This is a genomic window from Neiella litorisoli (assembly GCF_014773395.1).
GTDB classification, from domain to species: Bacteria; Pseudomonadota; Gammaproteobacteria; order Enterobacterales; family Neiellaceae; genus Neiella; species Neiella litorisoli.
In genome coordinates this window covers 46,603-72,178 of sequence record NZ_JACXAF010000023.1, presented here as the reverse complement: position 1 = coordinate 72,178, position 25,576 = coordinate 46,603, and the positions used below count along the sequence as shown (strand labels likewise).

The 25,576-nt window shown below is 48.9% G+C and carries 22 protein-coding genes; 10 read left to right on the top strand and 12 right to left on the bottom strand.

The genetic code is table 11. The features are described 5' to 3' along the window. Positions 1 to 127: 127 nt before the first annotated feature. The 3 genes from IC617_RS15620 to IC617_RS15610 form a co-directional block, all read right to left on the bottom strand. On the bottom strand, positions 128 to 1,504 hold the full coding sequence (locus IC617_RS15620) for a sigma-54-dependent transcriptional regulator (RefSeq protein WP_191145919.1): 1,377 nt from the start codon (positions 1,502 to 1,504) through the stop codon (positions 128 to 130). A 4-nt stretch (positions 1,505 to 1,508) separates the two neighbouring features. After that, complete coding sequence (locus IC617_RS15615) at positions 1,509 to 2,594, bottom strand: sensor histidine kinase (RefSeq protein ID WP_224746052.1); 1,086 nt, start codon at positions 2,592 to 2,594, stop codon at positions 1,509 to 1,511. A 133-nt stretch (positions 2,595 to 2,727) separates the two neighbouring features. After that, positions 2,728 to 4,179 (bottom strand): sigma-54 dependent transcriptional regulator, encoded by a 1,452-nt coding sequence (locus IC617_RS15610; protein WP_191145918.1) that lies wholly within the window; start codon positions 4,177 to 4,179, stop codon positions 2,728 to 2,730. A gap of 331 nt (positions 4,180 to 4,510) precedes the next feature. Between IC617_RS15610 and fliS the strand changes: the two genes are divergently transcribed. Both fliS and IC617_RS15600 read left to right on the top strand, forming a co-directional pair. Further along, complete coding sequence (fliS, locus tag IC617_RS15605; RefSeq protein ID WP_191145917.1) at positions 4,511 to 4,912, top strand: flagellar export chaperone FliS; 402 nt, start codon at positions 4,511 to 4,513, stop codon at positions 4,910 to 4,912. Next, positions 4,893 to 5,246, top strand: a complete 354-nt coding sequence (locus IC617_RS15600; protein ID WP_191145916.1) for a hypothetical protein — start codon at positions 4,893 to 4,895, stop codon at positions 5,244 to 5,246. The genes fliS and IC617_RS15600 overlap by 20 nt, the downstream gene beginning before the upstream one ends. Before the next feature lie 70 nt (positions 5,247 to 5,316). Here IC617_RS15600 and fliD read toward each other — a convergent pair whose 3' ends face one another. From fliD to IC617_RS15585, 3 genes are all read right to left on the bottom strand, one after another. Next, positions 5,317 to 6,735 carry a flagellar filament capping protein FliD gene (fliD, locus tag IC617_RS15595; RefSeq protein WP_191145915.1) on the bottom strand — a complete coding sequence of 473 codons (1,419 nt, stop codon included), beginning with the start codon at positions 6,733 to 6,735 and terminating at the stop codon, positions 5,317 to 5,319. Positions 6,736 to 6,746: 11 nt separating this feature from the next. Further along, complete coding sequence (locus IC617_RS15590; protein ID WP_191145914.1) at positions 6,747 to 7,175, bottom strand: flagellar protein FlaG; 429 nt, start codon at positions 7,173 to 7,175, stop codon at positions 6,747 to 6,749. A gap of 129 nt (positions 7,176 to 7,304) precedes the next feature. Then, a complete protein-coding gene (locus tag IC617_RS15585; RefSeq protein WP_191145913.1) occupies positions 7,305 to 8,888 on the bottom strand; it encodes a flagellin N-terminal helical domain-containing protein in 1,584 nt (527 codons plus the stop codon). A 338-nt stretch (positions 8,889 to 9,226) separates the two neighbouring features. Between IC617_RS15585 and IC617_RS15580 the strand changes: the two genes are divergently transcribed. The 8 genes from IC617_RS15580 (at position 9,227) to IC617_RS19120 (ending at position 18,718) form a co-directional block, all read left to right on the top strand. Then, on the top strand, positions 9,227 to 9,976 hold the full coding sequence (locus IC617_RS15580; protein ID WP_191145912.1) for a sulfotransferase: 750 nt from the start codon (positions 9,227 to 9,229) through the stop codon (positions 9,974 to 9,976). 261 nt (positions 9,977 to 10,237) lie between these two features. Then, positions 10,238 to 11,329 (top strand): DegT/DnrJ/EryC1/StrS family aminotransferase, encoded by a 1,092-nt coding sequence (locus IC617_RS15575; RefSeq protein ID WP_191145911.1) that lies wholly within the window; start codon positions 10,238 to 10,240, stop codon positions 11,327 to 11,329. Between the two features lie 57 nt (positions 11,330 to 11,386). Next, positions 11,387 to 12,346, top strand: a complete 960-nt coding sequence (locus IC617_RS15570; protein ID WP_191145910.1) for a hypothetical protein — start codon at positions 11,387 to 11,389, stop codon at positions 12,344 to 12,346. Between the two features lie 52 nt (positions 12,347 to 12,398). Next, a complete protein-coding gene (locus IC617_RS15565) occupies positions 12,399 to 13,190 on the top strand; it encodes a methyltransferase domain-containing protein (RefSeq protein WP_369410420.1) in 792 nt (263 codons plus the stop codon). A gap of 54 nt (positions 13,191 to 13,244) precedes the next feature. Then, positions 13,245 to 13,949, top strand: a complete 705-nt coding sequence (locus tag IC617_RS15560) for a WbqC family protein (protein ID WP_191145908.1) — start codon at positions 13,245 to 13,247, stop codon at positions 13,947 to 13,949. Between the two features lie 194 nt (positions 13,950 to 14,143). Continuing rightward, positions 14,144 to 15,154 (top strand): sulfotransferase, encoded by a 1,011-nt coding sequence (locus IC617_RS15555; RefSeq protein ID WP_191145907.1) that lies wholly within the window; start codon positions 14,144 to 14,146, stop codon positions 15,152 to 15,154. 13 nt (positions 15,155 to 15,167) lie between these two features. Next, positions 15,168 to 16,172: a sulfotransferase family protein gene (locus IC617_RS15550; protein WP_191145906.1), complete on the top strand. Its 1,005-nt coding sequence runs from the start codon at positions 15,168 to 15,170 to the stop codon at positions 16,170 to 16,172. A gap of 26 nt (positions 16,173 to 16,198) precedes the next feature. Then, the gene (locus tag IC617_RS19120; protein ID WP_191145905.1) at positions 16,199 to 18,718 is read left to right on the top strand and encodes a sulfotransferase domain-containing protein; all 2,520 of its coding nucleotides are present in this window, start codon (positions 16,199 to 16,201) and stop codon (positions 18,716 to 18,718) included. Positions 18,719 to 18,776: 58 nt separating this feature from the next. Here the strand turns inward: IC617_RS19120 and IC617_RS15540 are convergent, their stop codons facing one another. Genes IC617_RS15540 through IC617_RS15515 form a run of 6 tightly spaced genes read right to left on the bottom strand, consistent with a single transcriptional unit; the run spans position 18,777 to position 25,550 of the window. Beyond that, a complete protein-coding gene (locus IC617_RS15540) occupies positions 18,777 to 19,406 on the bottom strand; it encodes a sulfotransferase family 2 domain-containing protein (RefSeq protein ID WP_191145904.1) in 630 nt (209 codons plus the stop codon). Positions 19,407 to 19,408: 2 nt separating this feature from the next. Then, complete coding sequence (locus IC617_RS15535; RefSeq protein WP_191145903.1) at positions 19,409 to 20,275, bottom strand: NAD-dependent epimerase/dehydratase family protein; 867 nt, start codon at positions 20,273 to 20,275, stop codon at positions 19,409 to 19,411. Between the two features lie 20 nt (positions 20,276 to 20,295). Next, positions 20,296 to 20,871, bottom strand: coding sequence for a dTDP-4-dehydrorhamnose 3,5-epimerase family protein (locus IC617_RS15530; RefSeq protein WP_191145902.1), 576 nt, complete (start codon positions 20,869 to 20,871; stop codon positions 20,296 to 20,298). Next, positions 20,868 to 21,944, bottom strand: a complete 1,077-nt coding sequence (rfbG, locus tag IC617_RS15525) for a CDP-glucose 4,6-dehydratase (protein WP_191145901.1) — start codon at positions 21,942 to 21,944, stop codon at positions 20,868 to 20,870. The genes IC617_RS15530 and rfbG overlap by 4 nt, the downstream gene beginning before the upstream one ends. Continuing rightward, a complete protein-coding gene (gene rfbF, locus IC617_RS15520) occupies positions 21,926 to 22,717 on the bottom strand; it encodes a glucose-1-phosphate cytidylyltransferase (RefSeq protein WP_305080177.1) in 792 nt (263 codons plus the stop codon). The genes rfbG and rfbF overlap by 19 nt, the downstream gene beginning before the upstream one ends. Then, the gene (locus IC617_RS15515; protein ID WP_191145900.1) at positions 22,704 to 25,550 is read right to left on the bottom strand and encodes an O-linked N-acetylglucosamine transferase family protein; all 2,847 of its coding nucleotides are present in this window, start codon (positions 25,548 to 25,550) and stop codon (positions 22,704 to 22,706) included. Before IC617_RS15515 ends, rfbF begins: the two co-directional genes overlap by 14 nt. Between the last annotated feature and the right edge of the window lie 26 nt (positions 25,551 to 25,576).

Sequence of the window (25,576 nt, the reverse complement as noted above, 5' to 3'; positions counted from 1 at the left end):
AGAAAAAGGTCCTAACTGAAGAAGTTAAGACCTTTATATAGCCTGCGGAAGATCGGTCAACCGATCAGTTTGTCGTTAACTGATCGGCATTAGCCAAGATGGCTGCCCTTTTCATAAGAGTTAATTTTTATGCTGGTATTTCAATACCTTGATCGCGCATCCTGGCAATCTTATAACGCAACGTACGGGCACTAATCCCTAACTTTTCAGCAACAGCCGATCGTTTTCCGCCACATTCAGCAAGCGTTTTCAAAATAATATGATGCTCCTGATGACGCAGTTCACTACCCAGATCGTCAGCAGCCACTGCGGCATCTGCCAAAGCATGTGCCTGCTCAATAGGCACCGATGGCTGCACTGCAGTCACGTTCGACACCATCGACGATTGCACTTCAAGCAACAGATCGTGGGCCTGAATATCACCATGATGAAGGATCAGCGCGCGCTGAATCACATTGTCCAACTCACGAACATTACCAGGCCAGTGGTAGCTCGTGAGTTTCTGGCACGCTTCATTGGTTAATGCTGGAATCGGCTGACCAGAGGGCTTGCAGTGTTTTTTAATCAGATGCTTAGCAAGTGGCACAATGTCAGCCGAGCGCTGTGCGAGCGGCAACCAAGTCAACGGAAAGACGTTCAGACGATAAAACAAATCCTCGCGGAACTTTCCTTCTGCCACCGCCTGTTGTAAATCTCGGTTGCTCGTTGCCAACACTCGAACATCCAGCGAAATGGTTTTGCGGCTGCCGAGCCGCTCCACTTCCCGTTCTTGCAATACCCGCAACAACTTCGCCTGCAACGACAAATCCATTTCGGTGATTTCATCAAGCAATAAGGTGCCGCCCTGGGCTTGCTCAAATTTCCCCGGACAAGCCTGAATGGCGCCGGTAAAAGCCCCTTTTTCATAACCAAACAAAGTGGCTTCGAGCATGTTCTCTGGGATTGCAGCACAGTTGATGGCAACAAATGCTTGTTCATTTCGTGGCGAGCAATCATGAATGTAGCGGGCCAGCACTTCTTTACCGGCGCCGGATGGCCCTAACACCATGACGCTGGCATCGGATTGCGCCACTCTGGCGGCTAAATCCAGCAACGCCTTTGAATTGGCATCAGCCACCACTGGCCGCATCGGTTCAGCTTGGCTCACCGGAGCATAACGACTGACCTGATTCAGCAATACTTCTGGAGCAAAAGGTTTCGATAAATAATCGGTCGCGCCATCTCGAATCGCAGTCACCGCATCTTGCACATTGGCATACGCCGTCATCAATAGCACTGGCAATTGTGGGTACTTGGCTCGTATTGAACGCAATAACCCCAAGCCATCCATGCCTTGCATCTGCACATCAGACACCACGATATCAAACACCGGCTCTTTGAGAGCCAGCATGGCTTCTTCACCACTTTCCGTTTCAGTGCAGTTGTAACCTGCTATTTCCAATGTGTCGACCAGCGCTTCTCGCAGGCCGGCGTCATCTTCGACAACTAATACATGTGCTGTCATCTTGTTATTCTCCTACCGCGTTGGCGCTTTGTTCGTGGACCGCTAAGGGCAAATCAATACAAACTTGCGTGCCGAGATTAGGTTTTGAACGGATCGTCAATTGGCCTTGATGGGCTTGTACAACAGCTTGCACCACCGCCAAGCCAAGACCTGTTCCCTGGCTACGAGTGGTAAAGAAAGGTTGCTGAATTTGGTGGATCAATGACTCTGGGATGCCTTTACCATCGTCGCTGACACAAATTGCCAAGCGGCCATCTGACGATTGATTGGCACTGATTTGGACCCGACTGGCTTCCGCTTGCAAGGCGTTGTGTACCAGATTACTAATCGCACTCGACAACGCATTGCTATTACCAGTGATCATCAAATCAGGCTCAGGCAAGCGAACCGCAAGTGCTGCTTTGTGTTGTAGCATCATCACTTCAACCGAGTTCTCAATTGAAGTCAGTAATTGCTGACACGACAGCTCGCCAGCAGCGAGACCTTCACCGGAGCGAGCAAACAACAACATGTCATTGACTTGGTTTTCCAGATCTTTTAGGCGATCGATCAGTTTGCCCTGAAACTTGTGTCGTGCCGTTGCGTTTAATGATTCATTGCCAAGATTGGCCGCATAAAGTGTTGCTGCCGCCAACGGCGTACGGACCTGATGGGCAAGCGAGGCCACCATTTTGCCAAGCGATGATAACCGCTGCATATGGGCGACTCGCTCTTGCAACTGACGAGTTTCAGTGAGGTCGGTTAATACAATCAGCTGACCTTTTCCGCCTTTGATCGCCCGCGTGACAAATTTGATTCGGCGACCATCTTTCAATGAGATCTCGTGACCATCATCTTCTCTGGGCCGAAAAGAGCGCTCGCTGATACTGCGCCAACGAATACCTGTTAAGGGTTCGCCGAGCATGTCGATGGCAGCTTGATTGGCATCAGTCACTACACCTTGAGCGTCGAGCACCACGATCCCTGATGGCAACTCATCAACAAGATGGGCCAATAATTCGGTGCGCTCACCGGACAACAGGGAACTAGCCATTGACGATGGCATTGCCGAGTTGGGCTGAGTTAACTCAAGAGGATTTGATGACTGCATACAGGCCTCTGTCAGATAATTGAATCCAACAGAGCAATGCAGTCAGCATGCCAACTTTATTTGCTAATTAAATCAGGCAGTTAAAGACGAAATTAGAGGTGTCAGCAATATGACACCTCTAACCTAGGAGAGACTAAGCGGTATCTTTTGATAAGGAATATTTGCGCATTTTTTCAACCAGCGTGGTACGGCGCATACCGAGTAAATCGGCTGCTCTTGAAACCACCCAGTCGGTGGTGTCGAGCGCTTGGCGGATCATATCTATTTCCAGCTCGGTCATCATTTCCTTGAGGTTGACACCTTCAGGAGGCAGCTGAGTTGACACAGTATTTTCTGGCGGCACGTACACTTCGGTCTGGAACACTTCGTTGAGCATTTCCTGTTCGAGCAGCGACTCATCGTATTCATGCTCGTAGGCTGGCGCTTCTAAATGCCGATATTTCGACGGCAGATCATTCACATCAACCATGCCGTTGGGGAACAAAATAACCAGACGCTCAACTAAATTGGCCAGCTCGCGAACGTTACCCGGCCAGTCGTGTTTCATTAGCGACTCTAGAGCCAACTCAGTTAACCGTATCCCTGCTTTGTGGTCAGCTCCCAAGCGCTCCACCAGTTCCTGCATTAACAGCGGAACATCTTCACTGCGCTCGCTTAACGATGGCATTTCGATGGGAAAGACATTCAGGCGGTAAAACAAGTCTTCGCGGAAATCGCCTTTTTCAATCATGCCTTCAAGATTGCGGTGAGTCGCCGCAACAACTCGAACATCAGCAGTGATTGAGGTGGTGCCACCAACTCGCTCAAAACAGCGCTCTTGCAACACACGCAATAATTTGACCTGCATATTCAGCGGCATGTCGCCGATTTCATCAAGGAACAAGGTACCGCCCTGAGCCATTTCAAAGCGCCCTTTGCGCGCTGAAATGGCGCCGGTAAATGCGCCTTTCTCGTGGCCAAACAATTCGCTTTCGAGCAGCTCAGCAGGGATCGCGCCACAGTTGACCGGTACAAACGGGCCTTTGCGGCGGGCTGACAAATAGTGGATGTTACGCGCCACCACTTCTTTACCGGTCCCGGAATCGCCCAGAACCAGCACATTGGCATCGGTCCCAGCAACTTGCTGAATCAGTTGGCGCACTTGCTGAATGCTGGAGCTGCGACCAATCAAGCTGCGGAACAGTATCTCTTGATGCTGATTCGTGGGCTTAGTCGCGGTCGGTGCTTTGAGGTGATAGTCCTGACACTGATGCAACATCTGCGTCATTTGACCATGACTGAAAGGTTCTAATACCGAGCCAATGACATTAGGTAATGCACTGAGACTCTCGTCGTTTTCACCGATCAGCAAAAAAGGCTGTGCTTTGTATTCGCTCGCTAGTTGTTTAACCAGCGAGGCTTGGCCACCAGCATCAACTTGGCCAACCAGCACACTGCGCCAAGCGACCTGTGAAGTGAGCACTTCGCCAACATTGGCAGAATCGACCAGTTTGCAGGGTTCACCGACGAATTCCAGAAGGAGCTCCAGTTGTTGTCGACGCTTCAAGTGATCATCGATCACCAGTACTTCAGAGTTACCATGCATTGTTGTTGATTACCTTGGCTGCCTTGCTCATTATAGTTGTTAGTCTATCCAACGCTTTATGTTCAAGTTTTTGACGTACGCAAACCGTATTCTAACTAAAGACAATAGCATGGCAACCATCGCTCGCAATTCATCTTACCCAAGCTGTGAGTTATGCGACATGGCGCATTAGGGCAAATCGCGATTTCATCTAGACTTTGTACTCATCATCTCGGTACAGTCCTTGCTTGATTGACCTCGATTGACAAAAAATCGGCATGCCGATTGACTATTACGGTGTAAACTCAGTACGTAAACTCAGTTTAGGCCCATTGACAAAAAGTGATACCCAATGGCTCGACACTCTATTCAGCAATATCAAAAAAATACTGTCGCTTCGCTGCAAGAAGCCTCTCCTCATGCTCAAGTCGCGGCGGTGTTTCAACATATATTGGGCCATTTAGCGGCAGCCTCCGTTGCCATTGACCGAGAGGATGTCAAACTCCGAGGTGAAAACATCAGTAAAGCCATTCGTTTGCTTGACGTGCTTAAAGCCAGCTTAGACTTAGAAAAAGGCGGCAGTATCGCCGGTAACCTAGACGTTCTGTATGACTACTGCACACAAAAATTGATTATTGCCAACATTGAGTCGGACAAGTCCCACGTCGACGAGATCTCCGGCATTATTCGTGAAATCAAAGAAGGTTGGGACGGCATCCCACAAGAGTTCCATCATGGCAACCCATCAGCCTGATGCCAACGAATTGCTCGACACCATTACCGAGCGATTGGATAACGCATTTGCTGCTCTAGAGCAGGCCACAGATGGCGAAGGTATTGCGCAAGAAGTCGCCCAAATCAATGGCCAAACCCAATTGCTCGATGGCTTAGCGCGGCGCCTATGTGCCGACCTGACAGCCCAGAATCAAGTCCAAATTGAGCCCTTGCTGCGGAAGATATCGGCTATGACTGAGCGCGCGATTAAGCAAGCCGAGTGTCAAAAAGAAACCGCGAAACAAGGCATTCTGGCACTTCGCCAAACCACCACTGGGGTAAACGCTTACCAACAAATCAAAAAGGTTCGCTAGCCCAACAGGCTCCAATCTCAGACATAAAAAAAGCAGCTCGAAGCTGCTTTTTTCGCCTAACTTGTTTTTATTAATCATTATTCTTGCGGACCACACCGGGGAGGTTCTTCAACTGAGAAGTCACGAAGTCCAGCGTATTATTGAGCGAGGCGACTTGAGCGTCCATCGCGTTAAACCGAGAATAGAGCTGCGCTTCTTGAGTAGCAATTCGCTCTTCGAACACCTCACGTTCCTTATCCAGTCGATCGACCTGCCCCGTCAGCGTGTCTACTCGAGTACTAACAATACCATCGGCCCCCGAGTAAATCTGCAATTGAGCTTCTAACTTAACTGCCATTCCCGGCTCATCATCGGTGCCGATAAAGAAGTTCATCAGCTCTTCGGTGTTGTTTTTCACCGCATCTGACAACACCGAAGAATCGACTTCGAGATAACCATCACGATTGGTGGTGATCCCCATATTCGATAACGAATTAATTCCGTCTTCGCCAAATGAAGAGCTCACCACTGCGCGAAATTGGCGATCCATCATTCGCAAGGTTGCATCACCGGCTAGTGGCGCGGTGATTTCAGCATCGAGATTAACGTACTGAAGGCTCTTTGAAGTCTCTGTGTACTTGTTATAGGCGTCGACAAAAGCTTTGACCGCATTGTCAATCTGACCTGTATCCTCAGAGATATTGATCCGAGTGGTCTCGCCGGGTTCATTGGTGTCGGTCAGGTTAAACTTGACGCCAGCAATGGCACCTTCGATAACATTCGAGTCATTGGTAACAGTCAACGAACCATCGATCACCATAATGGCATCTTGAGCCGATTGAGTTTCACTCATTTGACTACCTGCAACATCGGCAGAGTCAAATTGCAGCTTTCCTAGGCCAGTGCCATCGGTAATTTCAGTATCTGTGGCATCAAATGCTCGGATGGTAATCTGGTTGGCCAAACCGGTCTTTGAAGAATTTAAGACCAAGTGCGCGCCGGTATCATCAGTCACAATAGACGCTGACAGCCCAGGGTTGTCAGTAGCTTCGTTAATCGCTTGCTTAATGTCTTCGAGAGTCGCGTCTGCTGCCACGTCGATTTCAAAGGTATCGCTACCCAAGCTGATTTCTAGGCGACCTTCACCAACCGGATCTTCAGCAACAAATCCCGCCGAAGTTAACTTTTGAGCTTCAGCCAGCTGCTGAACTTCGATTTCAAAACTACCGACATCTGCGGTTTCATCAATGCTGGCGGCAAAATAACTGCTGCTACTGAGGGTCATTTTCATCGCCTCATAAGTATCTGCATCAGTTAATTTCGCGAGGGAACTTTCAAGCGTATCAACAGCGGTGCGAAGTGTGCCATAGCCAGTAATTTGGTTAACGTACCTGTCTTCCTGCTCCTTAGTGCGCGCCTCAAAGGGCACTGTTTGGGCGTCAATATAGGCGCCTACAATGGCATTGATATCAATGCCAGAGCCAATACCTGGAGTAGAAATTGTTGACATAACGAACTCTCTTACACTTCTGTATTTACAAGCAGTCCGGTTGCTTCAGATAAACGAGCGGCAAGAAGTAGCACTTCTTCGGAAGGAATTTGCCGTACTAATTCTCCGGTGTCTTGATTTGTCACCTTAATCACATCCTTGCCAGACTCTTTATCTACCGAAAATGCAATATCTCGATTCAAGGTCTGCACAAATTCTTGCAATTGCTGTACCACAACTTCTAGCTGCTCGGGCTTCAGCTCTTCCTCCGCCGCTGCAGCTTTCTGCTCCACCTCTGCCTGTGCTTGTGCTTTTGCTGCTTCTGCGGCAGCAATTGCTTCTTGCACGGTCTGCTTGGTTACTTCTTCAGATTTAGAAGTTTCATCAGCTTGTGGAGTTACCTGAGGCTTAATGGCCGTCGCCGCGCTCAGATCTGGCATGACACTATTATCAATCGCCATAAGTCACCTCCGAAAGAGCCTTTCCTCTATTGTTCATTTATCGACCGAGTATGCAAATACTTTAGCCGTACAAACGCAAAAAGGAGCTCAACTTAATGAGCTCCTTTTTCAGCGAGTTAACTACTTGATTTAGCCAAGTAAACTCAATGCAGCCTGTGGCAACTGCTGGGCCTGCGCCAAGATTGAGGTACTGGCCTGCTGCAAGATCTGGTTCTTGGTCAGTTCAGTGGTCTCTTTGGCAAAGTCTGTGTCACGAATTCGGCTACGTGATGCAGATGAATTCTCAACAATGTTTTCAAGGTTAGATATAGTTGAAGTTAAACGGTTTTGTACCGCACCCAACTGAGCTCGAGAGCTATCGATGTATGACAGAGCATCGTCAATCACCGCTAGCGCATCTTGAGCACCTTTCGCTGTGGTGACGTCAATGTCAGAAACTGCGCTCAATTCGGAAGCTTTGACCACCCCAGTATCGGCGATATCAGTGCCCGAACCGACGGCTACAGAAGCGTCCGCAGACGACACGTTGTAGGCACTATCACCGTTGAGCTGGACAACCCCAGAGAAGGTGACCGCATCACCGTCATCAAAGGTCACACCAGCACCAGTTGCTTTAGTTTCGCCATCAAACTCGTACGCTTCGGCAGTTAACGTCGCGCCACTCGCATTGAGGTTACCGATCTTGATGTCTTCACCGTTCTCACTAACCAGTCGGAGTGTCGAACCACCATCAGCTGCAACCGCCGTGATCCCCGTATCACCCGAAACTTTGTTAATTTCGTTGGCTAAGGTTTCAATATTACCGTTGGCACCAACGGTGGCGATAATGGTTTTCTCTTGGTTGGTTCCATCGTTCGCACCGACCAAGTCAAACGACAAGGTCGAGCCGTCTGTCAACGCAGTAAAGCCAGTGATGTCAATCTGAGTACGAGCGTTGGCTTTAACGCCGGTTTCAACGGCATTCGAATTGATCTTGCCAGCGATATCACCAGCAGATTCGTTCGCTGCAACGGTAATGGTGTCAGAAGCACCAGACGAGGTGATAGTAATGTCGCCACCGTCAACACCGTTACCAGGAGCTGCCGCAACACCTTGAGGAGCAGAAGCTGCACCAGTTACGACCACAACTGTACCCAAACCACCAGCAGACGCAGGAGCCGCACCACCTGAACCGTCTGAGTTACGTAGTTGTGACTGATAAGTACCCATGTCGGACGAGCGGAATGCGGCCAGTGTCACGTCAATGGTTTCGTTTGCTTGTGCACCCACTTGGAATGCTTCAGAACCGAATGAACCATCTAATAGTTTACGGTCACCGAACGAAGTGGTTTCAGCGATACGAGTCAATTCTTTTTGCAGCTGTGCAACCTCTTCTTGGATTGCAACACGGTCAGAATTAGAGTTTGAACCGTTAGCCGACTGAATCGACAGATCACGCATACGCTGAAGGATGTTGGTTGATTCTTGCAACGCGCCTTCTGCGGTTTGCGAAATCGAGATACCATCGTTGGCGTTACGAACCGCAACATTCAGACCATTAATCTGAGAAGTTAAGCGGTTAGAAATTTGAAGACCTGCTGCATCATCACGAGCGCTGTTAATACGCAAGCCCGAAGATAAACGAGTCAGAGATGTGTTGACCCCATCAGAGGCCTTGCTCAGGTTTCGCGTTGAGTTAATCGCAGAAACGTTAGTTTGAACGGTAAGAGCCATAGTGTTTTCCTCTTGTCCTGCGGGTCAAAACCTCAGCAGGTATTTTTTAGTCTCACCATGGTTATCGGGCCGTTAAAAAAATCCTTTAGAAAAAAATTTAATTTTTTATCGAATCTCTCCGAATGCGCATTGCAAAAGCCTTTACTCGCGTTAACACCTCGAGTTATCAAATTGTTTTAGCTTGCTTTTCACATTTTCTCGACGATCGCACTCATTTTTTATCCATATTCCATCAACGGGGCTAAACATGATCCAAATCACTTACCTGATGTTGGCATAGTGACTGCTTAATTCCGTAAACTAGCCCCTTCATCTTGCTGACGTTCGGAGCAACAGCAATGCCCCAACATCATTTATTCATTACTGGAACCTCGCGTTCCGGAACCACAACAATTGCCGACTTTTTGCGGAATGATCGAGCGATTGTGATGGGCCGAGAACGGTTCGCTTGGCGGTTGGCAAAGAGTGGCGGTTTTGACCCATCCTTATTTGCAAAGCACCGATTCTGCATCGATTACCAAGCCGAAGACTCTCATCATGCAGTGCATCAAGCTTATTATGGCGAGGCGGTCGAATACTTCGATCAGGCCAAATGGGTCGGCGATAAATTGCCGTCATTGTTTAATCACTATGACAAGCTAATCGACAACTTCCCCGCCTGTCAGGTCATCTATATGGTTCGCAACCCCTATGAAGTCGCGGACTCATATCAGAAACGCGCGGACAAAACTCAACAACAAGTCGCCCAAGGTCAGTCAGCCGAGCGCCTCTGGCCCATCGAGCGAAATTGGCGAGTCGCTATTGATGAATGGAATGAATCCATTGCCAAAACCCTTGATGCCATGCAGCAGCTCAGCATTTTCGTGATCAAATACGAAGATTTATATCGCGATACCGCTGTACTCGAGGATTTGTATCAGACTTTGCAATTGCCACTGCCAGCGATGCAACTTGAGCAATGGCAGCAAAATGCCGACAAACGCAAACAAATTGAAGCAAAGCGGGTACTCGGGCTTGATGAGCAGCAACGATCTGTCATCGCCGCCACGATTAATTTGGATAATTATCACCAACTATTAATGCGCTGATAGTCGGCGCTGGCATGTAATGTGCTTCGCTTATAACGAGTAAGCGTTGCGTCAAAAAGCTGCCATTAGCCAGCTGGCGCGCACAATGACGAATCTCTATGCGCTACGCCACTTGCCTAACAAGTCACTCGGCGACGGCTCTTAATATGACGCTTTTGTACCGAGGATAACTCAACTTTCAAATTTACGGGCCGATAAAGAGTTCAGATAGAGATAGAGCCGAGCGTTGCTTGGTTCTGATATTTTCCAGAAGGTATTGTTATGGCAACACAAAATCCACAAGCCACACCGGCAGTTGAGTTGTTCTCCGATGCAAAACCAGTGGCATTTATTGAAAACAAAGCCATGGATTTTGAGGCTATTCAATCCCTACTCTCTGATAGTAAAGCGTCCAACCACTGGGCTAATTACGGCCCAGCAAGTCAACGTTTAGAAAGCTTTCTGGAACAGAAATTACACCTGCCACCACACAAAAAAGCGGTCATGTGTAAAAGTGGGACCGCGGCTTTGCAAACGCTAGTCCACTTAGAAGAGCATAAAGCAGGCCGTCAGCTCAATTGGGTGATTTCCGCGTTCGGCTTTATTGCCAGTAATATTGGCTGTTTGAGCGACGCCCAAATCCTCGACTGCGATGCCTCTGGCATGCTCAGTATTGACGCATTACAAGCACTGCCCGAATCGAGCTGGGACGGTGTTGTGATCACCAATATTTTTGGTTTGTGTCAGGACATTAGCGCCTACGAGCAACTGTGTAAGCAACTTAATAAAGTGCTGATTGTTGATAATGCCGTGGGGCTGTTTTCCGGTTGGCGCCACCAACATTCCCCCAATGAAGCGATCAGTTTTCATCAAACTAAACCGTGGGGCATTGGCGAAGGTGGTTGCATTATCGTCAACGAACAAGACGATAAACTAATCAAAGATATGTTGTGCTTTGGCCGCGCCCAATCTCATATTGAGCGCCGCTATTGCAGTAATGAAAAGCTGGCTGACATTAATGCCGCATCGATTATGGCGTGGCTACAGCAAATGTTTGAATGGTATCCAGTTTACGCCCAGCAAGCGGCTCGAATCGCGGCACTTGCAGAACAACAAGGCTTTACCCTGTTATTGCCACTCGAACCCGATAAGCCATACGGCAATGTGCCATTATTGGCACCGCAGCCAATCGCCGATAGCCAGCTTAACAATCCATATATCACGCTGAGAAAGTACTACACGCCGCTGGCGGCAACGCCAACCGCTAAAGCTCTGTACGACCGGATTATTAATGTGCCCTGTCACAGCGAAACTTGTCATCTAAGCGACCAGCAGCTCAGTGCATTGTTTCAACAACTAGTGGCGGCGCACTAAAACTAATAACAGTAACCTGCGAGAGAACTTCGCAAGGCACCAATAAGGAAGTAGCTTGTGCACAACATTGGCGGTTATTTTGAGCTCGAACAGCCCAAGGCGCCAATCTGGCAACAGCCTGAGTTACATCGTTTAGCCAGTGGCCGAGCCTGCCTTACGGCCATTCTTCAACATCTCAAACCGAAACAGGCTTACGTCCCGCATTATTGTTGTGATTCCGTGCTGGCGCCATTTAGAGAATTAGCCATTGAGCTACATTTCTATTCAATTGATCAGCAGTTCAATCCTCGCTCGTTACCTCAATTGGAGCCACAAGCAGTATTGCTGTGGATTAACTATTTTGGCATCTGCTCTGATTTCAAAACGCAGCTCACTGCCAGCTATCATCCGGAACAGTTGATAATTGACGACACCCACAACCTGTTTGGGTTTGAACCTTCGCCCTACTATTCCTTTAGTTCGCTCCGTAAATACTTCGGCATACCCGATGGCGCATTACTCTGTGCACCATCAGCGTCAGTGGCTGCGACGCCGGCTCCCGCCCGACAGACCCAACATTTGGAGTTAAGAGCGGCGGGACAAGTGCAACAAGGCTATTCGTTTTATCAAGCTCACGAACAGCGCTTTGATTGTGCTATCGCTGAAATGCACCCCTTAAGTCAGCAGCTTATGCGACAAGTGGACATGCTGGCGGTGTATCAATCTCGGCTGCGTAACTTCCACCTTTTGCATCAACGACTAGGCAAATACAATCAGTTGGATATTCCTAGCCATCCCGTTAGCCCCTTTTGTTACCCGTTACTTACGGAAGACGCCATCGACCGCACCGCGCTCTCTCAGCAAGGGTTGTTCATACCATCGTTGTGGGCTGACGTTGAAACGAGGCGTCCCGAAACACCAGCGACAGAACGACATCTTGCTCAACATTTATTAGCTTTGCCGATCGACCACCGCTATTCCATTGTGCAGATGACGGTATTAGCTGACGCCGTTGAGCAATTGCTGCAAACTGAGTAACACTTACCATAAGCAGCCCGAACAACGATCAAGCAACAGGATGATTTAAGTGATGAAATGCCTTATCTGCGATACCCACATGCATTATTACTTTTCGAAGCAATTTGATGAGTATGAGCTGGGAAAAGTGGATTATTGCAAATGCCCCCACTGCGGTTTTTGCGCATCTCAAAGCCACTTTGAATTATCCCCAAACGATTGGAATCAGTTGAACCAGGCCTATCACTCGAAAAGCCATTATGCGGAGGACAATCCACATAATCGGAACCAGCGTTATTTTAACCAATCATTAATGCTTTCACTGATGACCAAGCAAGGCTTGATTAATCGCGGCGACTGGCTCGATTGGGGCTGTGGTGTGGGTGCTGTATCGCAGTTATTGAACGACTACTTTGATCTGAAACTATCAACTTACGATAAGTATTTTACGCCGCATATCAATGCGATCGATGAAACTGCACTGCTCCCAAGACAATTCGATCTGGTCGTCAACACTGCCGTGTTCGAGCATGTCCGTGATCGCGACACCCTAGATGAAATCGAATCTTACGTCAGCGACAAAGGCTGTTTTGCCATTCACACTCTGGTTCCCGAAAATGTCCCTCAAGATCCCAATTGGATGTACTTGATCCCCGTACACTGCGCTTTTCATACCAACAAAAGTATGGCGTTGTTGATGAAGGATTGGGGATACCAATGCTCGGTATACAATCAACACTCAAAAATGTGGGTGCTTTTTCGTGAACCAGCCGCTGAAGTGCAACCTCGAGTTGAGCAGCTCAACCACGCTTTAGGTTGGCAATATTTGCATTTCAAAAATGGCTTCATGGATTATTGGCAATAACAGTTGTAACCCGCTTTGGAGCTAACTCTCAACAACGAGGCAGCCGTATATTAAATGAAAATCGCCATCATGCAGCCCTATGTATTTCCTTACATTGGCTACTTTCAATTAATCAATGCCGTCGATCGCTTCGTCGTTCATGATGATGTCCAGTGGATCAAAGGAGGCTGGATCAATCGAAATCGCATACTCGTTCAGGGAAAAGCTCACTACATTACCTTTCCGTTGAAAAAAGATTCCACGTTATTAGCCATTAACGAACGCCAGCTATCTGCTGACTGCGACCAGCACAAAGCTAAAATATTGCGGCAAATTCAAGGTGCTTATGGTAAAGCGCCCTACTACCAACAAGCGATAGATGTGGTTGCTCAAAGCTTAGCGACACCGCTTACCAATATGGCGCTATTTGCCACTCATACCCTTCAAACCTGTTGCCAATATCTGGCCATCAACACCGAGTTCGTCACATCATCGCAGCTTGCCAAGAACAACGCACTGCACGGACAAAACCGAGTCTTGGAACTGAACCAGTTAATGGCCGCCAGCCACTACATAAATCCGATCGGCGGCACCGCCCTATACAATCGAGATGACTTTGCCAAACGACATATCAAATTGAGTTTCCTGCAACCGAGCAACATCGTTTACCAACAAGTTGGCAACCATCAATTTGTGCCTTTTTTGAGCATCATTGACGTCATGATGAACAACTCAGTGGAACAGATTCGTGGCTATTTAGCTGAATTTGAACTGGTATAACTGACTATTGGCACACTAAATGCTTTTAAATCCCATAATCCACGGCAATTCGACACCCAGATAAAGCCTGACTGGCCGCAATATTGCGACACCAGTCAGTACACTAACTACATGAGGTGATAGGATGTCCGAAACCATGACTGTTGATGGCAACGTCCAGAATCAGCTGTCTCCTGAAGCATAAACAGCGTGATATGACCGAACACAACTACAGCCAGCTTGAACACGTGATTGCCCAGTTGAGCGCGCTGCTCGGCCCAGTTCAAAAGCAACAGCAGGTCCACCATCAGCAAACCCAATGGCCAACGATATTAATCGTCGGTGCGCCTCGTAGCGGCACCACCCTGATGCTTCAGTGGCTCGCCTCGTTAGGGCTATTTGCCTATCCGAGCAACGTTCTTAATCGATTTGCTTATGCGCCACACATTGGCGCACTGGTTCAGCGGATGTTGTTCGAGCAACAATGCGATCCAAGCGGTGATTTCACTGATCTCCGCTCGACCGTCAATTTTAACTCCGACCTCGGTAAAAGCCGCGGTGCTCTGGCTACCTGCGAGTTTCAGCATTTCTTCCGCCAGTACATCCACCACTACATGCCAACGCACTTATCCAAAGAGGAAGTCGCAGCGGTCGACTGGCAAGGCATGTGCCAGGGTTTATTTAGTATTCAGGACGTCTTTGAAAAGCCATTTGTGACCAAAGCTATGATGGCTCAATTCAATCTCGCTTCGCTTTGCCGCTACCTGAAAAGCGCAGTCATTATTCACTGTCACCGGTCCGTGAAGCACAATATGCAGTCGATTCTGCTGGCCCGCGAGCAATATCATGGCTGCCGAGAGCAATGGTGGTCCGTCAAACCCAAACAATATCAACAGCTAGCCACCATGGATTACTTCCATCAAGTCGCTGGCCAAGTGTTTTACACCAATCGATCGATTCGCGCACAGCTGGGCCAACTCTCTCACGCGCTAGACATTGATTACGATGAATTTTGTCAGGCGCCAGAGTCGCTCTATCAACAATTGCGACAAACTCTAGCCAGCCTCGACTATCAAATTCCCGAACAGTACAGCGGCGTCAAGCAGTTTCATGCCAAACAAAAGCAAGTGCTGAGCGATACCGATATGAGTCGCTTGTTAAACGCCTACCAATTTCACTGCCGAGCCAACGACTGCAACCCAGTCGTTGGCTCCAACGTGCTTTAGAAGGAAAGCAACTGTGTCCGAAATATTTTTAATGTGCTCCGAGCGAAGCGGAAGCAATTTAATCACCAAAATCTTTGATGCTCACCCTGATGTTTGCGGCCCGAGCCCGAGTCACCTTGCTCAGATCATGGTTCCTAATCTATGGAAATACGGCAATCTCAAACAATCATGGCAACAGTTGACCCAAGACACGCTAGAGCTTTTTCAACTCAAAAATTCAGCGTGGCGCTTAACCTTAGATAACAAGATGATCGCGGACTTTGCTGAACCGGGCGACTTTCCAAGTCTGCTCAGTGCGATCTACAAACAAGAGCGTGAACTGCATGGCAAACAGCATATCCTGCTCAAAGAAAATCAAATTTACAGCTATGCCAGCTATATCCGACGTTACTTTCCCGATGCGAAGTACCTCTACATGATGCGCGATCCACGCGACATGGCCTCGTCTTGGAAGCAAGGTTTTGCTATTCGCGGCGGCGTTGTCCGAGCGGCACGAACCTGGAAGCAAGACCAACATGGCTACACCGCCATGCGCCATGAAATCGGCGCCGATAAAGTCCCCTGTTTCAGCTACGAGTCACTATTGCAGCAACCGCAACAAACCTTGCAACACGCCTGCGCGCTGTTGGGCATCGACTTTCATCCGGATATGCTGAATTTTCACCAAAAGCAGGAAACCCAATCCAGCTCTAGTGTTGCCATTGACTGGCGCAATATTGGTAACCCGCTGATGCAAAACAACTTCAATACCTTTGAAAAGCGGCTCACCCAAGATGAAATCAAATTCATCGAATACCTATGCTGGGATGAAATGGCCTCATTGGGTTACAACCCAATATATGACCGTTTAAACGACAGTGACTTTATCGAGTTAGAAGCACAATTGAGCGCCGTTGAACCCTACGAGAAGCCAGAGTTTATGACAATCCCGCAAGCAGAGCGCGAGCGCCGAGGCAAACTGCATCGGAAAATCACCGAGATCAGAAATAAGCCACATTTCATTGAAGACAAAAAGTAACGCTGAAAAAACAGGTTAACGACATCGTGAAAAAAGCACTCGATCGTTTTATTGAGCAATATGACCAATACCCCAATTTTTCCTATACCAAGATCAATCATGGTTATTGGGAAAAGCTGGCTGAATCGTTATCCGGTGTTGATTGGCCCGAAACGATAGAACAAAAGATTCAGGCAGATATCCGATACCAGCAAAGCAACGGCAATAGCCCGCGACGCTACTGGGAAGATGGCTTGGTCGATGAACTCGATGTGCTATTAAAACAAGCGCTGGCGGCGCAAGATCCGAGCTTAAGCTTAAATTTCGGCTTAAGTGCGTGGCCCAATGACAACGCCATTCTCGGTACCCCACATTCGCCAGAAAAATCGGTTCCTTTTCTAGAGTCTATGGTGGGAAAAGAGGCGATCAATAATGACGGTGGCCTCGTACTGAAACTGGCGATCCATGACTTCTCATTTGATCAACTGATTGACCGTCTGCAACAAGAAAACGTATTGCTGGTAGGGCCTGGCTACCTCAAAGAGCTGGGCAGTTTGTTCAAACTACCGCGCTTTGAACACATTCAAATTCACCCATCCAATACCTGCTGTATGCGTCACATGTTTGAAGACGAGATTGTTGCTGCGCTTGAACGGTTTGACAATCATGGGGTGGTTTTGCTGCAAGCCGCAACGATTGGCACCTACTGGATGCTCAAATTACGGCAGCAATTCCCCAACGTCCGCTGGATTGATGGTGGCTTGAGCCTGAGTATCAGCAACATGGACGATTTGTTACGTCGTCCTTGGGGGCAAGTGTATCGTAAAGAGCTTGTTGCCTATTACAACCACTTAGCTGGCAAGCGCGTCTACGACGAGCAATTACTTGAACCTGAACTAGCAACCTTACTCAAGGGCTACCAGAAAAAATCATCGAAGCAGCAATTGCAGCTGCTTTGCCAAGCATATCGTTATCTGGGTCAGATCGACGATGACAATGCCCTGCAACTGTTGCCAAATACAGCATCGTTGCGTCCTTTACTGGGTCAACAATCGGCGCATCAGCGCTGGGCCTGTCCCGATTACTTGATCGATACATTGGCTGCTGCCGAACTTGGCGAGCTTGTTTCCTGTCCGGTAAATGATGCCGGTCAACTGGACTTACAAAGCCCACAAGTCGCAGCTTGCGATGGCCTCATCTGGGTCGATCTTAATCATCAGCCGTTAACGCCCGAAACTGCCGCCGCGCTGAATGCTTGTGGTCAAAAAGTCGTATTGTTTCACTTGGCTGGGATACCAGCTAAACCGTTTGCGGTAGCGGCTTTGTTGCGAATTTACAACTTGTCGGAGCTGACTTTGCTTGGCGCCGACAATCTAATACTGGTTGAGCACCCAAGCAAAGCGAAGCCGCCGAAACAGGATGACCTCAGCGTTGCGCAGCGACAGACCCTAGTCGCTCACCTGCTTGATTTACCACGCCGCCAAATATTAGCGCTGATGCAAAAGCGACGATTGGAAAATCTCCTACAGCGCGCGGCCAAAGTCGTAACCACATCCTCTGATAGTGCCTTGGTCATTGAGCACAGCTCCACGGAGTCGGCTGAGATCCCTGCAATGGCAACATTTACCAGTCAGCAGGCAAGGTCATATACGGTGCTCGCAACGGCGCCAAGCATGGCTAATTATTCCGAGCAACAACTGCTCAATGATTGGCAACAACCAGCGCAACCGAGCAATACCTCAGCACCTGTTGCAACCACCCACATTGCGCCTATCGATTCGCTCGGCGTTGGCAGCCAGTTGCCGACCAAACCTGCAGTGAAAACCCCAAAGCGGCTCAACCAATCTCATCCGCTACTGAATTTTGTCATTATCGGCGCACAAAAGTGCGGCACCACCGCGCTGGACTATTTCCTCCGACAACACGCTGAGGTGTGTATGCCCGCGGACAAAAAAGAACTGCATTACTTTTATGATGAGCAACAAAATCACGACTACAGTTTGCTCGAACAGCAGTTTCAGCCGTCGGAACAAACCCTTGCTTGTGGCGAGGCCACACCGGCTTACCTGCGTTACGAACATGCGATGGCTGCCATTGCCCGTTACAACCCCGACATGAAACTCATTTGTTTACTCAGGGATCCAATCGCTCGGGCCAATTCTCATTGGAATATGTTGTTCCGAAACAATGTGCTTCAAGGCGACGTCGATTTCTTAGATTTTGCGATTGATGATTATCGTAGCTTGCAGCCGGTTAAACCTGGGTTGCTCGAGCGGGGCCTATACGCACAACAACTACAAAATGTGCTGAAGTACTTTTCTGCTGACCAATTGTTATTGCTCAAGCACGACGATCTGCTTTATCGGCACCAAGACACCTTGAATCGCGTATTCGATTTCATCGGCGTCGAGCATCAGCAAATTCCGGGCAAACCGGTCAACAAAAAGCCACATAAAACACAGTTATCAATTGAACAAAGACAGTTCTTACGCGGCTTTTACTTTCAGGACACCGACCAATTAGGGCGGCAGTTTGACATTGATGTCGAAGATTGGCTGCAGGTTTAGAGAGGACAACAACCAAGGCTGCCACCACTGCGGCCTTGGTTGTCATTAAAAGCTGTGACTACTCGCTTCGCTCGTATCCAAATTTGATGAAATCCTCGGCATAGAACACATCGAGCATGGCTTTGACGTTATCATTCAATTCGACATCCGATGACGAAAAGCCGTGCTGTTTCTCTCGCGTCATTTCTCGAACATCTTCATTGCTAAACTGAATGCCATACATGGCCGACAAGTCGGCTTTCATTTTTTCAAACCCTTCTTCCAGTTTATAAACCGATGCGCCAGGCAGATAAAATTCATGTTGGGGGCGGATATGATTATCAAGAATGTGGGGATTAGCAGCGTACACGCTCATTACTTTGCGGGTCCAAGCTTCTACCGCAGCTGCTGACGTATCCAGTTTGTTCTGATTAGCAAAACAATATTCAGAGCGGAAACGCGCGTACGGGTGGCGCACAATCATAAAAATGCCGGAAAACTGATGCAGTACAAACTGCTGCTGCAACATTTCGGCATGCATGTGTTGCGGCGAGCAAGGCCGTAAATGGTTGAGGGTGCCCTGCAAACCATAGTCAACATAACCAACGCCCCAACCACTTTTTTGAAACAGAATTTCCATTGATGTGCCAGCGGTTTTGGGCACATGGATAAATAGTAAATGTTGCTTGCCATTGACGAGCACAGGCATAGTTATTGTTCTCCAGAAAATGATTCAGTAGAGCGCTGCAAAATGCGGTGTAATTTGCCAACTGCGCCAAAAAATGGGTTCGCCGGAGCGGGAGCTGGATTGGCGCCGGATACTGGCTCAATAGGCAGATGATGTTCTTCAACAAACGCATCTGCCACTTGCTGGACCGTCCGCAAGCGCCCACGACAACAGTTAATCACGCCATCATCCTGCCCCACGAGCGTTATCCGTGCAATCATATCGGCCAACATTGAGACCTCGATAAAATCGTGCGACGCATTCGGTGTGCGAAGTATGAATTGTTCATCTCCTCGCTCAGACGCAGTTTTAATGGCGTTAAACAATGTTGGTCTTGCAGTGTTCAAACCATAGACATAAAACGGCCGCAGCCAACACAATGAAAATGCCATTTGCTGTTGTAGTTGTTGCAACGATTGCAGTAATTGCAACTTACCGAGAGGGTAGTTTTGCAACGGCAGGCAAGCATGCTCTTCACCGACTTCGCCGCTAACGTCACCGTATTCAAAACAGGTACCAACGCCAACAACACGCGGCAAACCTTGGCGAACTAAGTTCTCCACCAATGCCTGATGTAACTGCGGCTGTTCGGCCAGATGAGATTGGTGATCATAGTCATCAAGGTGCTGCCAGCCCAAATCCAACAACACATCCGGCTGGTGAAGCCGAGCAAAAGCAAGGGGAGATTGGGCTAATTGCGCCAGTGATAGATTGACAGTTGATAAGCGTGGGTGACCAACCGCAATCGGCCTTTCATGGACAATCGCCACCACTTCATGGCCCTGCTGCAATAGTGTTTGCAAGACATGTTGGCCGATAAATCCTGACGCACCGGTTATTGCTATTTTCATAGATTTAAGCCACGACTCAGCTAATCATGCTCAGCTAACACAATGCCGCCAAATTGGTTATCAATGAATGCTCGTTCGGCATCCTTCTGCGACAAACCAATGACAGGCAACGGCCACTCGATGGCAAGCGTTGGGTCTTGGGGATGCAGCCCGCCTTCGAGCTCTGGGCTGTAGTCGGTGCTGTTCAAATACATCATCAAAACATTATCGGTCAGTGCTTGGAAGCCATGAGCAAAGCCTTTAGGGATAATGAGGCTGGTGTGGGAGTCGGCCGTTAAGCGCTCTCCATACCAGTGTAAAAAGGTGTCAGAATCAGGACGCAAATCGACCAACACATCAAACAGCGCGCCATTGAAGCAATTGACAATTTTTACTTCGGCAGCGGGCGGCAACTGAAAATGCATTCCCCTGACCGTTCCCTGTTGCGGGGTCATCGAACAATTCACCTGACGCGGTTGCGCATCCACGCCAGCCTCAAGTAAGGCTTGATGACAGCCAATACGTTTGAACATCCCACGCGAATCGGCAAACACTTTATGGCGAATACGAAATGCCCCCGCCAACGGCAGGGGTTCAAGCGAAAATTCTTGCTTCACGAGCGTGTTGCATCCTTCATGAATTGTTCAATTTGGCAGTTGGTCAAATCGTTGACATCAAGACCATCAGCCCATAACTGATACCAACGAGTGGTCTGTTCGAGGGCTTGTGACAAGCCCCATACCGGACGCCAGCCCGTTGCTTGAGTAATTGCATCACTATTAAGCAACAAGCTGGGGTTTTCGTGATACTCCATTGCTTCGATTTTCATGCCTTTTGCCCCATTCCATAAGGTTTGCATGTACTCAACGATCTCCGCAACAGGCCACATATCGGTTGCCGCTGGGCCAATATTCCAGGCTCGGTCCAAGCCCTGTTGTTGCCACAAACCATGGGCCAACAACAAGTAGCCATGCAGCGCATCAAGTACATGCTGCCAGGGTCGAATCGCAGCGGGCTGGCGGATCACAACTGGGCGATCCGACGCCCACGCCCGACAAATATCTGGCACTAACCGGTTCTCTGCAAAATCGCCGCCACCTATGACATTTCCAGCGCGAACGGTGGCAATTTGAGCAGCATGATCACTCGCAAAAAAAGACGATCGAAAACTATCCACTAACAATTCGGTGCAGGCTTTGCTGGCACTGTAGGGGTCATGCCCTCCCAAGTGATCGCTCTCGACATGGCGCGCGCCATTCGGCACCGGCCGATACACCTTATCCGTGGTGATGATCACCGCGGCTCGAAGCGCCGGACAGTGGCGAGCTGCGTCGAGCACATGAGCTGTGCCCATGACATTGGTTGCCATCGTCTGCACGGGCTGCTGGTAGCTATCAATCACTAGGGGTTGCGCTGCGAGGTGGAATAATACTTCAGGGTTTGCCGCGGTGAGCGCTTGCTGAACCTTGTCAGCATCACGAATGTCAATCAGCTGATGATCAACCTTGGCAGCCATACTGAGCAAGTCAAACAGTGCCGGACAAGTGTTTGGCGGCAATGAGAGCCCCGTCACCTTGGCCCCCAGCTTGGTCAACCAAGCGACCAGCCAGCTACCTTTGAAACCGGTATGGCCGGTGACAACAACCCGTTTTCCTCGCCAGAAATCTGCCGTTACGGCCAAACTTTCCATGGTGCTTTACCCGATTTCCATAGGCCATCTAGATGGTTTTTGTCGCGCAGGGTATCCATCGCATGCCAGAAGCCGTCATGCCGGTAAGCCTGCAATTGGCCATCAGCTGCCAAGTTGTTTAACGGTGCCTGCTCCCATGACGTCGTATCATCGGCAATGTAATCGACGACTGCCGGATTCAAAATAAAGAAGCCACCGTTGATCATGCCACCATCGCCGCGCGGCTTCTCACGAAAACCGTTGACCTTATCGCCATCGCATTCAAGTGCACCATAACGCCCCGGAGGCAGCACCGCACTCACGGTGGCCAATTTGCCATGGGATTGATGAAATGCCACCAACTGCTCGATATTAATATCGGCAACACCATCACCATAGGTAAATAAAAAAGGTTGATCACCAAGGTAATCGCGAACTCGCCGCAGTCGGCCGCCCGTATCCGAATCATCCCCTGTATCAACTAAAGTGACTTTCCATGGCTCAGCGTGCTTATTGTGGACGTCCATGCTGTTGGATTGAAAGTCGAAGGTGACATCCGAGTTATACAAAAAGTAATTGCTGAAATACTCTTTGATTTTATAGCCCTTGTAACCAAGGCAAATGACGAAATCATTGATGCCATAGTGGGAGCATATTTTCATGATATGCCACAGAATAGGTCTGCCGCCGACATCAATCATGGGTTTTGGCTTCAAGTGCGATTCTTCGCTAATGCGGGTTCCTAGGCCACCGGCCAAGATCACCGCTTTCATTTGCTTATCAATGACTGTCATCAGCGGATTTCTCCTTCAACATAGCCACATAGGCATCTTCTACAGCACGGGCAAAATCTGGCCCATCACATAACTCAGAATCAAGAAATTGCTGCCGCAGGCCGCTGCGAATTTGGTGCAATTGGTCACGATCCGAAGCAAGCTGCGAGACGATTTCAATGTACTGTTCGGCGGTATCGGCAATCCACTCATCTCGGCCGATACCATGGAGCACCATAGCGCCCAAACGACCCACTGACGGTCGGTCTTTGAGCGACACCACGGGCGTCCCACACCAAAGGAATTCAAATAAGGTGGTGCCTGAATTTTGCGGAAAACCATCCAAGGCAATATCAATATCAACAATGGATTGCCAATAATCAGAGGTAAAACCGACCCACAAACGGTCATTGTCAATACCGTGCTCAGCAAAGCGTTGCCGCATCATTTGCTGGCTTTCTTGATCTTTGAAGTTGGGATTGTCGATTTTAATGATGCTATTTGGCACCGCATCTAACACTCGCTTCCACAACTTCAATACCGGCGTATTAAAACGAATAGCTCGGCCCAGATTACCTAATACCAGCGGCTCTTTGTCTGGCCGACGCGAAATTGTCGGGACAAAATCACGAAAACGCACATTGGGTGTAAAACAATACGAAGCGCGCGGCAGGCGATAGGGTTTCTCAGCGAAATAACGATCGCAAGATGGCGGCGTCAATTGCTCATCACCAAGGAAGTAGTCCATTTGCCGCATCCCTGTAGTGTGGGCAAACCCGAGCCAGCTCACTTGCACCGCACAAGGTTTCAACGCAAACAGGCTCAATCGGTTGCCATCGGTATGGCCACTGAGATCCATCAACACATCAATGCCATCTTCAATGATCATTTCGGCCAATTCTTGGTCGGGCGTCTTGCCGATGTATTTCCAATGGTCGACGTGCTTGCGAAGCATATCGGAATAATGATCTTCCATACCGACACCCGAGTAGGCAAAGATCTCAAATCGGCTGCGATCATGATGTTCAAATAGCGCTTCGACAAAAAACGCCACCGGATGCATCTTTAAGTCCGCAGACACATAACCGATCCGAATACGCCGGCCCTGATAATCTTGCACCTTGGGAAAATACTGTTGTCGCGGCATATGACCCGTTACCGCGCGATAAATGTTATAGAGCTGAGCCTCAGATTTATTGGGATCATAGTTGCCGCAAAACAACATATTGGATAACGCATTCTGGCGCACCATATCCGGCGCCGAACTACTCATGAGAACTTTCTGATTAGCGGCGAATGCCTCTGAAATATTGCCGCAAGCCATCTCAATAAGGCTTAAATTGGTCAATGGACCACTGCCGTTTGGCTTTAATTTCAGCGCCTGCTCAATGTAAGTGCGGGAATCTGCAATCTGGCTGAGCTTGAGTGCTGCGGTCGCCAAATGCCCCCATATTTGGGCGTCATCTTCATGCTCGGACAAATAATAGCGAGCCACATCGTAGGCCATTTGCCAGGTGCCAGAGCTGACCAGTAAATGACAGAGCTGCTTCCAACTTGGCCATTGCTGCGGATCAACCGCGATCGCTCGCTTAAAGTAGTCAAATGCCTGGCGATTATCGCCTTCGGCCTGCAATGTCACTGCGAGGTTGTAACAGGTATAAAAGCTTTCTTCTTGCTCATTGTTAATGGCTTTGAAGAAGCACTGAATCGCCTCGGCACTATTGCCGGTGTGGAGCAATGCATCGCCCAAGTCATTGAGAATATTGGCATCATTATTGGCCTTGCCATAGGCCAGCTGAAGCAGCTCTAAGCGAGTGCTCAAATGCTCCCGCTGCCCTTCCAGTGCAGCGGCAAAAAATCGGAGTTCATTGGCTGTCAGATTTTCGGCTTGCTGTAGCCAGGGTTCGAGTTTGTCGGCTTGGCCATTTTGCAACCAATAACTCACCGCATAGCGAAATAGCACGGGTGGCTTGGTCATGGTTTGCATGGCCAAATCCACACACTGGCCAAATTCCTTCCAATCATTGTTGAGAGCTAACAAAACAGCCACTACGTCGACATGACTTGGATGATGACGATCAACGATCGATTGCAGCAACGGCTTGCTGGCTACTAAGCTACTTTGGCGATTGCGGTTCAACATCCACTCAAGGTAAAACCGGATCAGATGCGGGAACTGGCCACAACCGCTCAAAGCCAACACGAACCGCCCCATCCATTGGTCATTGTCAGTTTGCTCGAGACTTTGACATAACTGAATGAGCAACTCTTGCTCTAACGGCAGACGTTTACTCAGCGCGACGGTCACATCAATGATTGCCTGATGATCCTGAAGATTGATCGCCGCCTGCAAAATTGACTGGCCGTGGGTTTCAAAATCTTGATCCGACATCCCTGCGGCAACATCGCTGACTAACACGTCTTTGATCAGTTGACGCAATTCCAGTTGCTGTTGCTGCCGAGAGCGAATATCAGCCTGTTGCTGAGTAAACTCAGGCGCTTGGTGAAATTGCTGTGGAACTTGCTCAAGGGTAGCAAGTGCTTGACTGAACTGGCCTTGCGCAGCTTGAACACTAGCAAGGTGAAGTAAGTAATCGGCTTGTTGCGGAGAACGTTCGATGAGTTTGCCAAGGGCAAATTCGGCAAGTTGAGGACGGCTGGTTTTAAGTCCGGCTTCAGCTAAGTGGATCAGGTGTTGGTCATCACAATGGCCGTGCTTTAATAAACACTCGACCGTTGCGCGTAAGCGAGTGACGCTGCCCTGCTTGTAGGCAGTTTCAGCTAATTCCGACAATAAACGAATACAAGAATCGGCCAGTTGGCCAAACTCCTGTTGCCATCCCGGTTTGAGCATTCAATACTCCAAAATAAAAAGGCAGC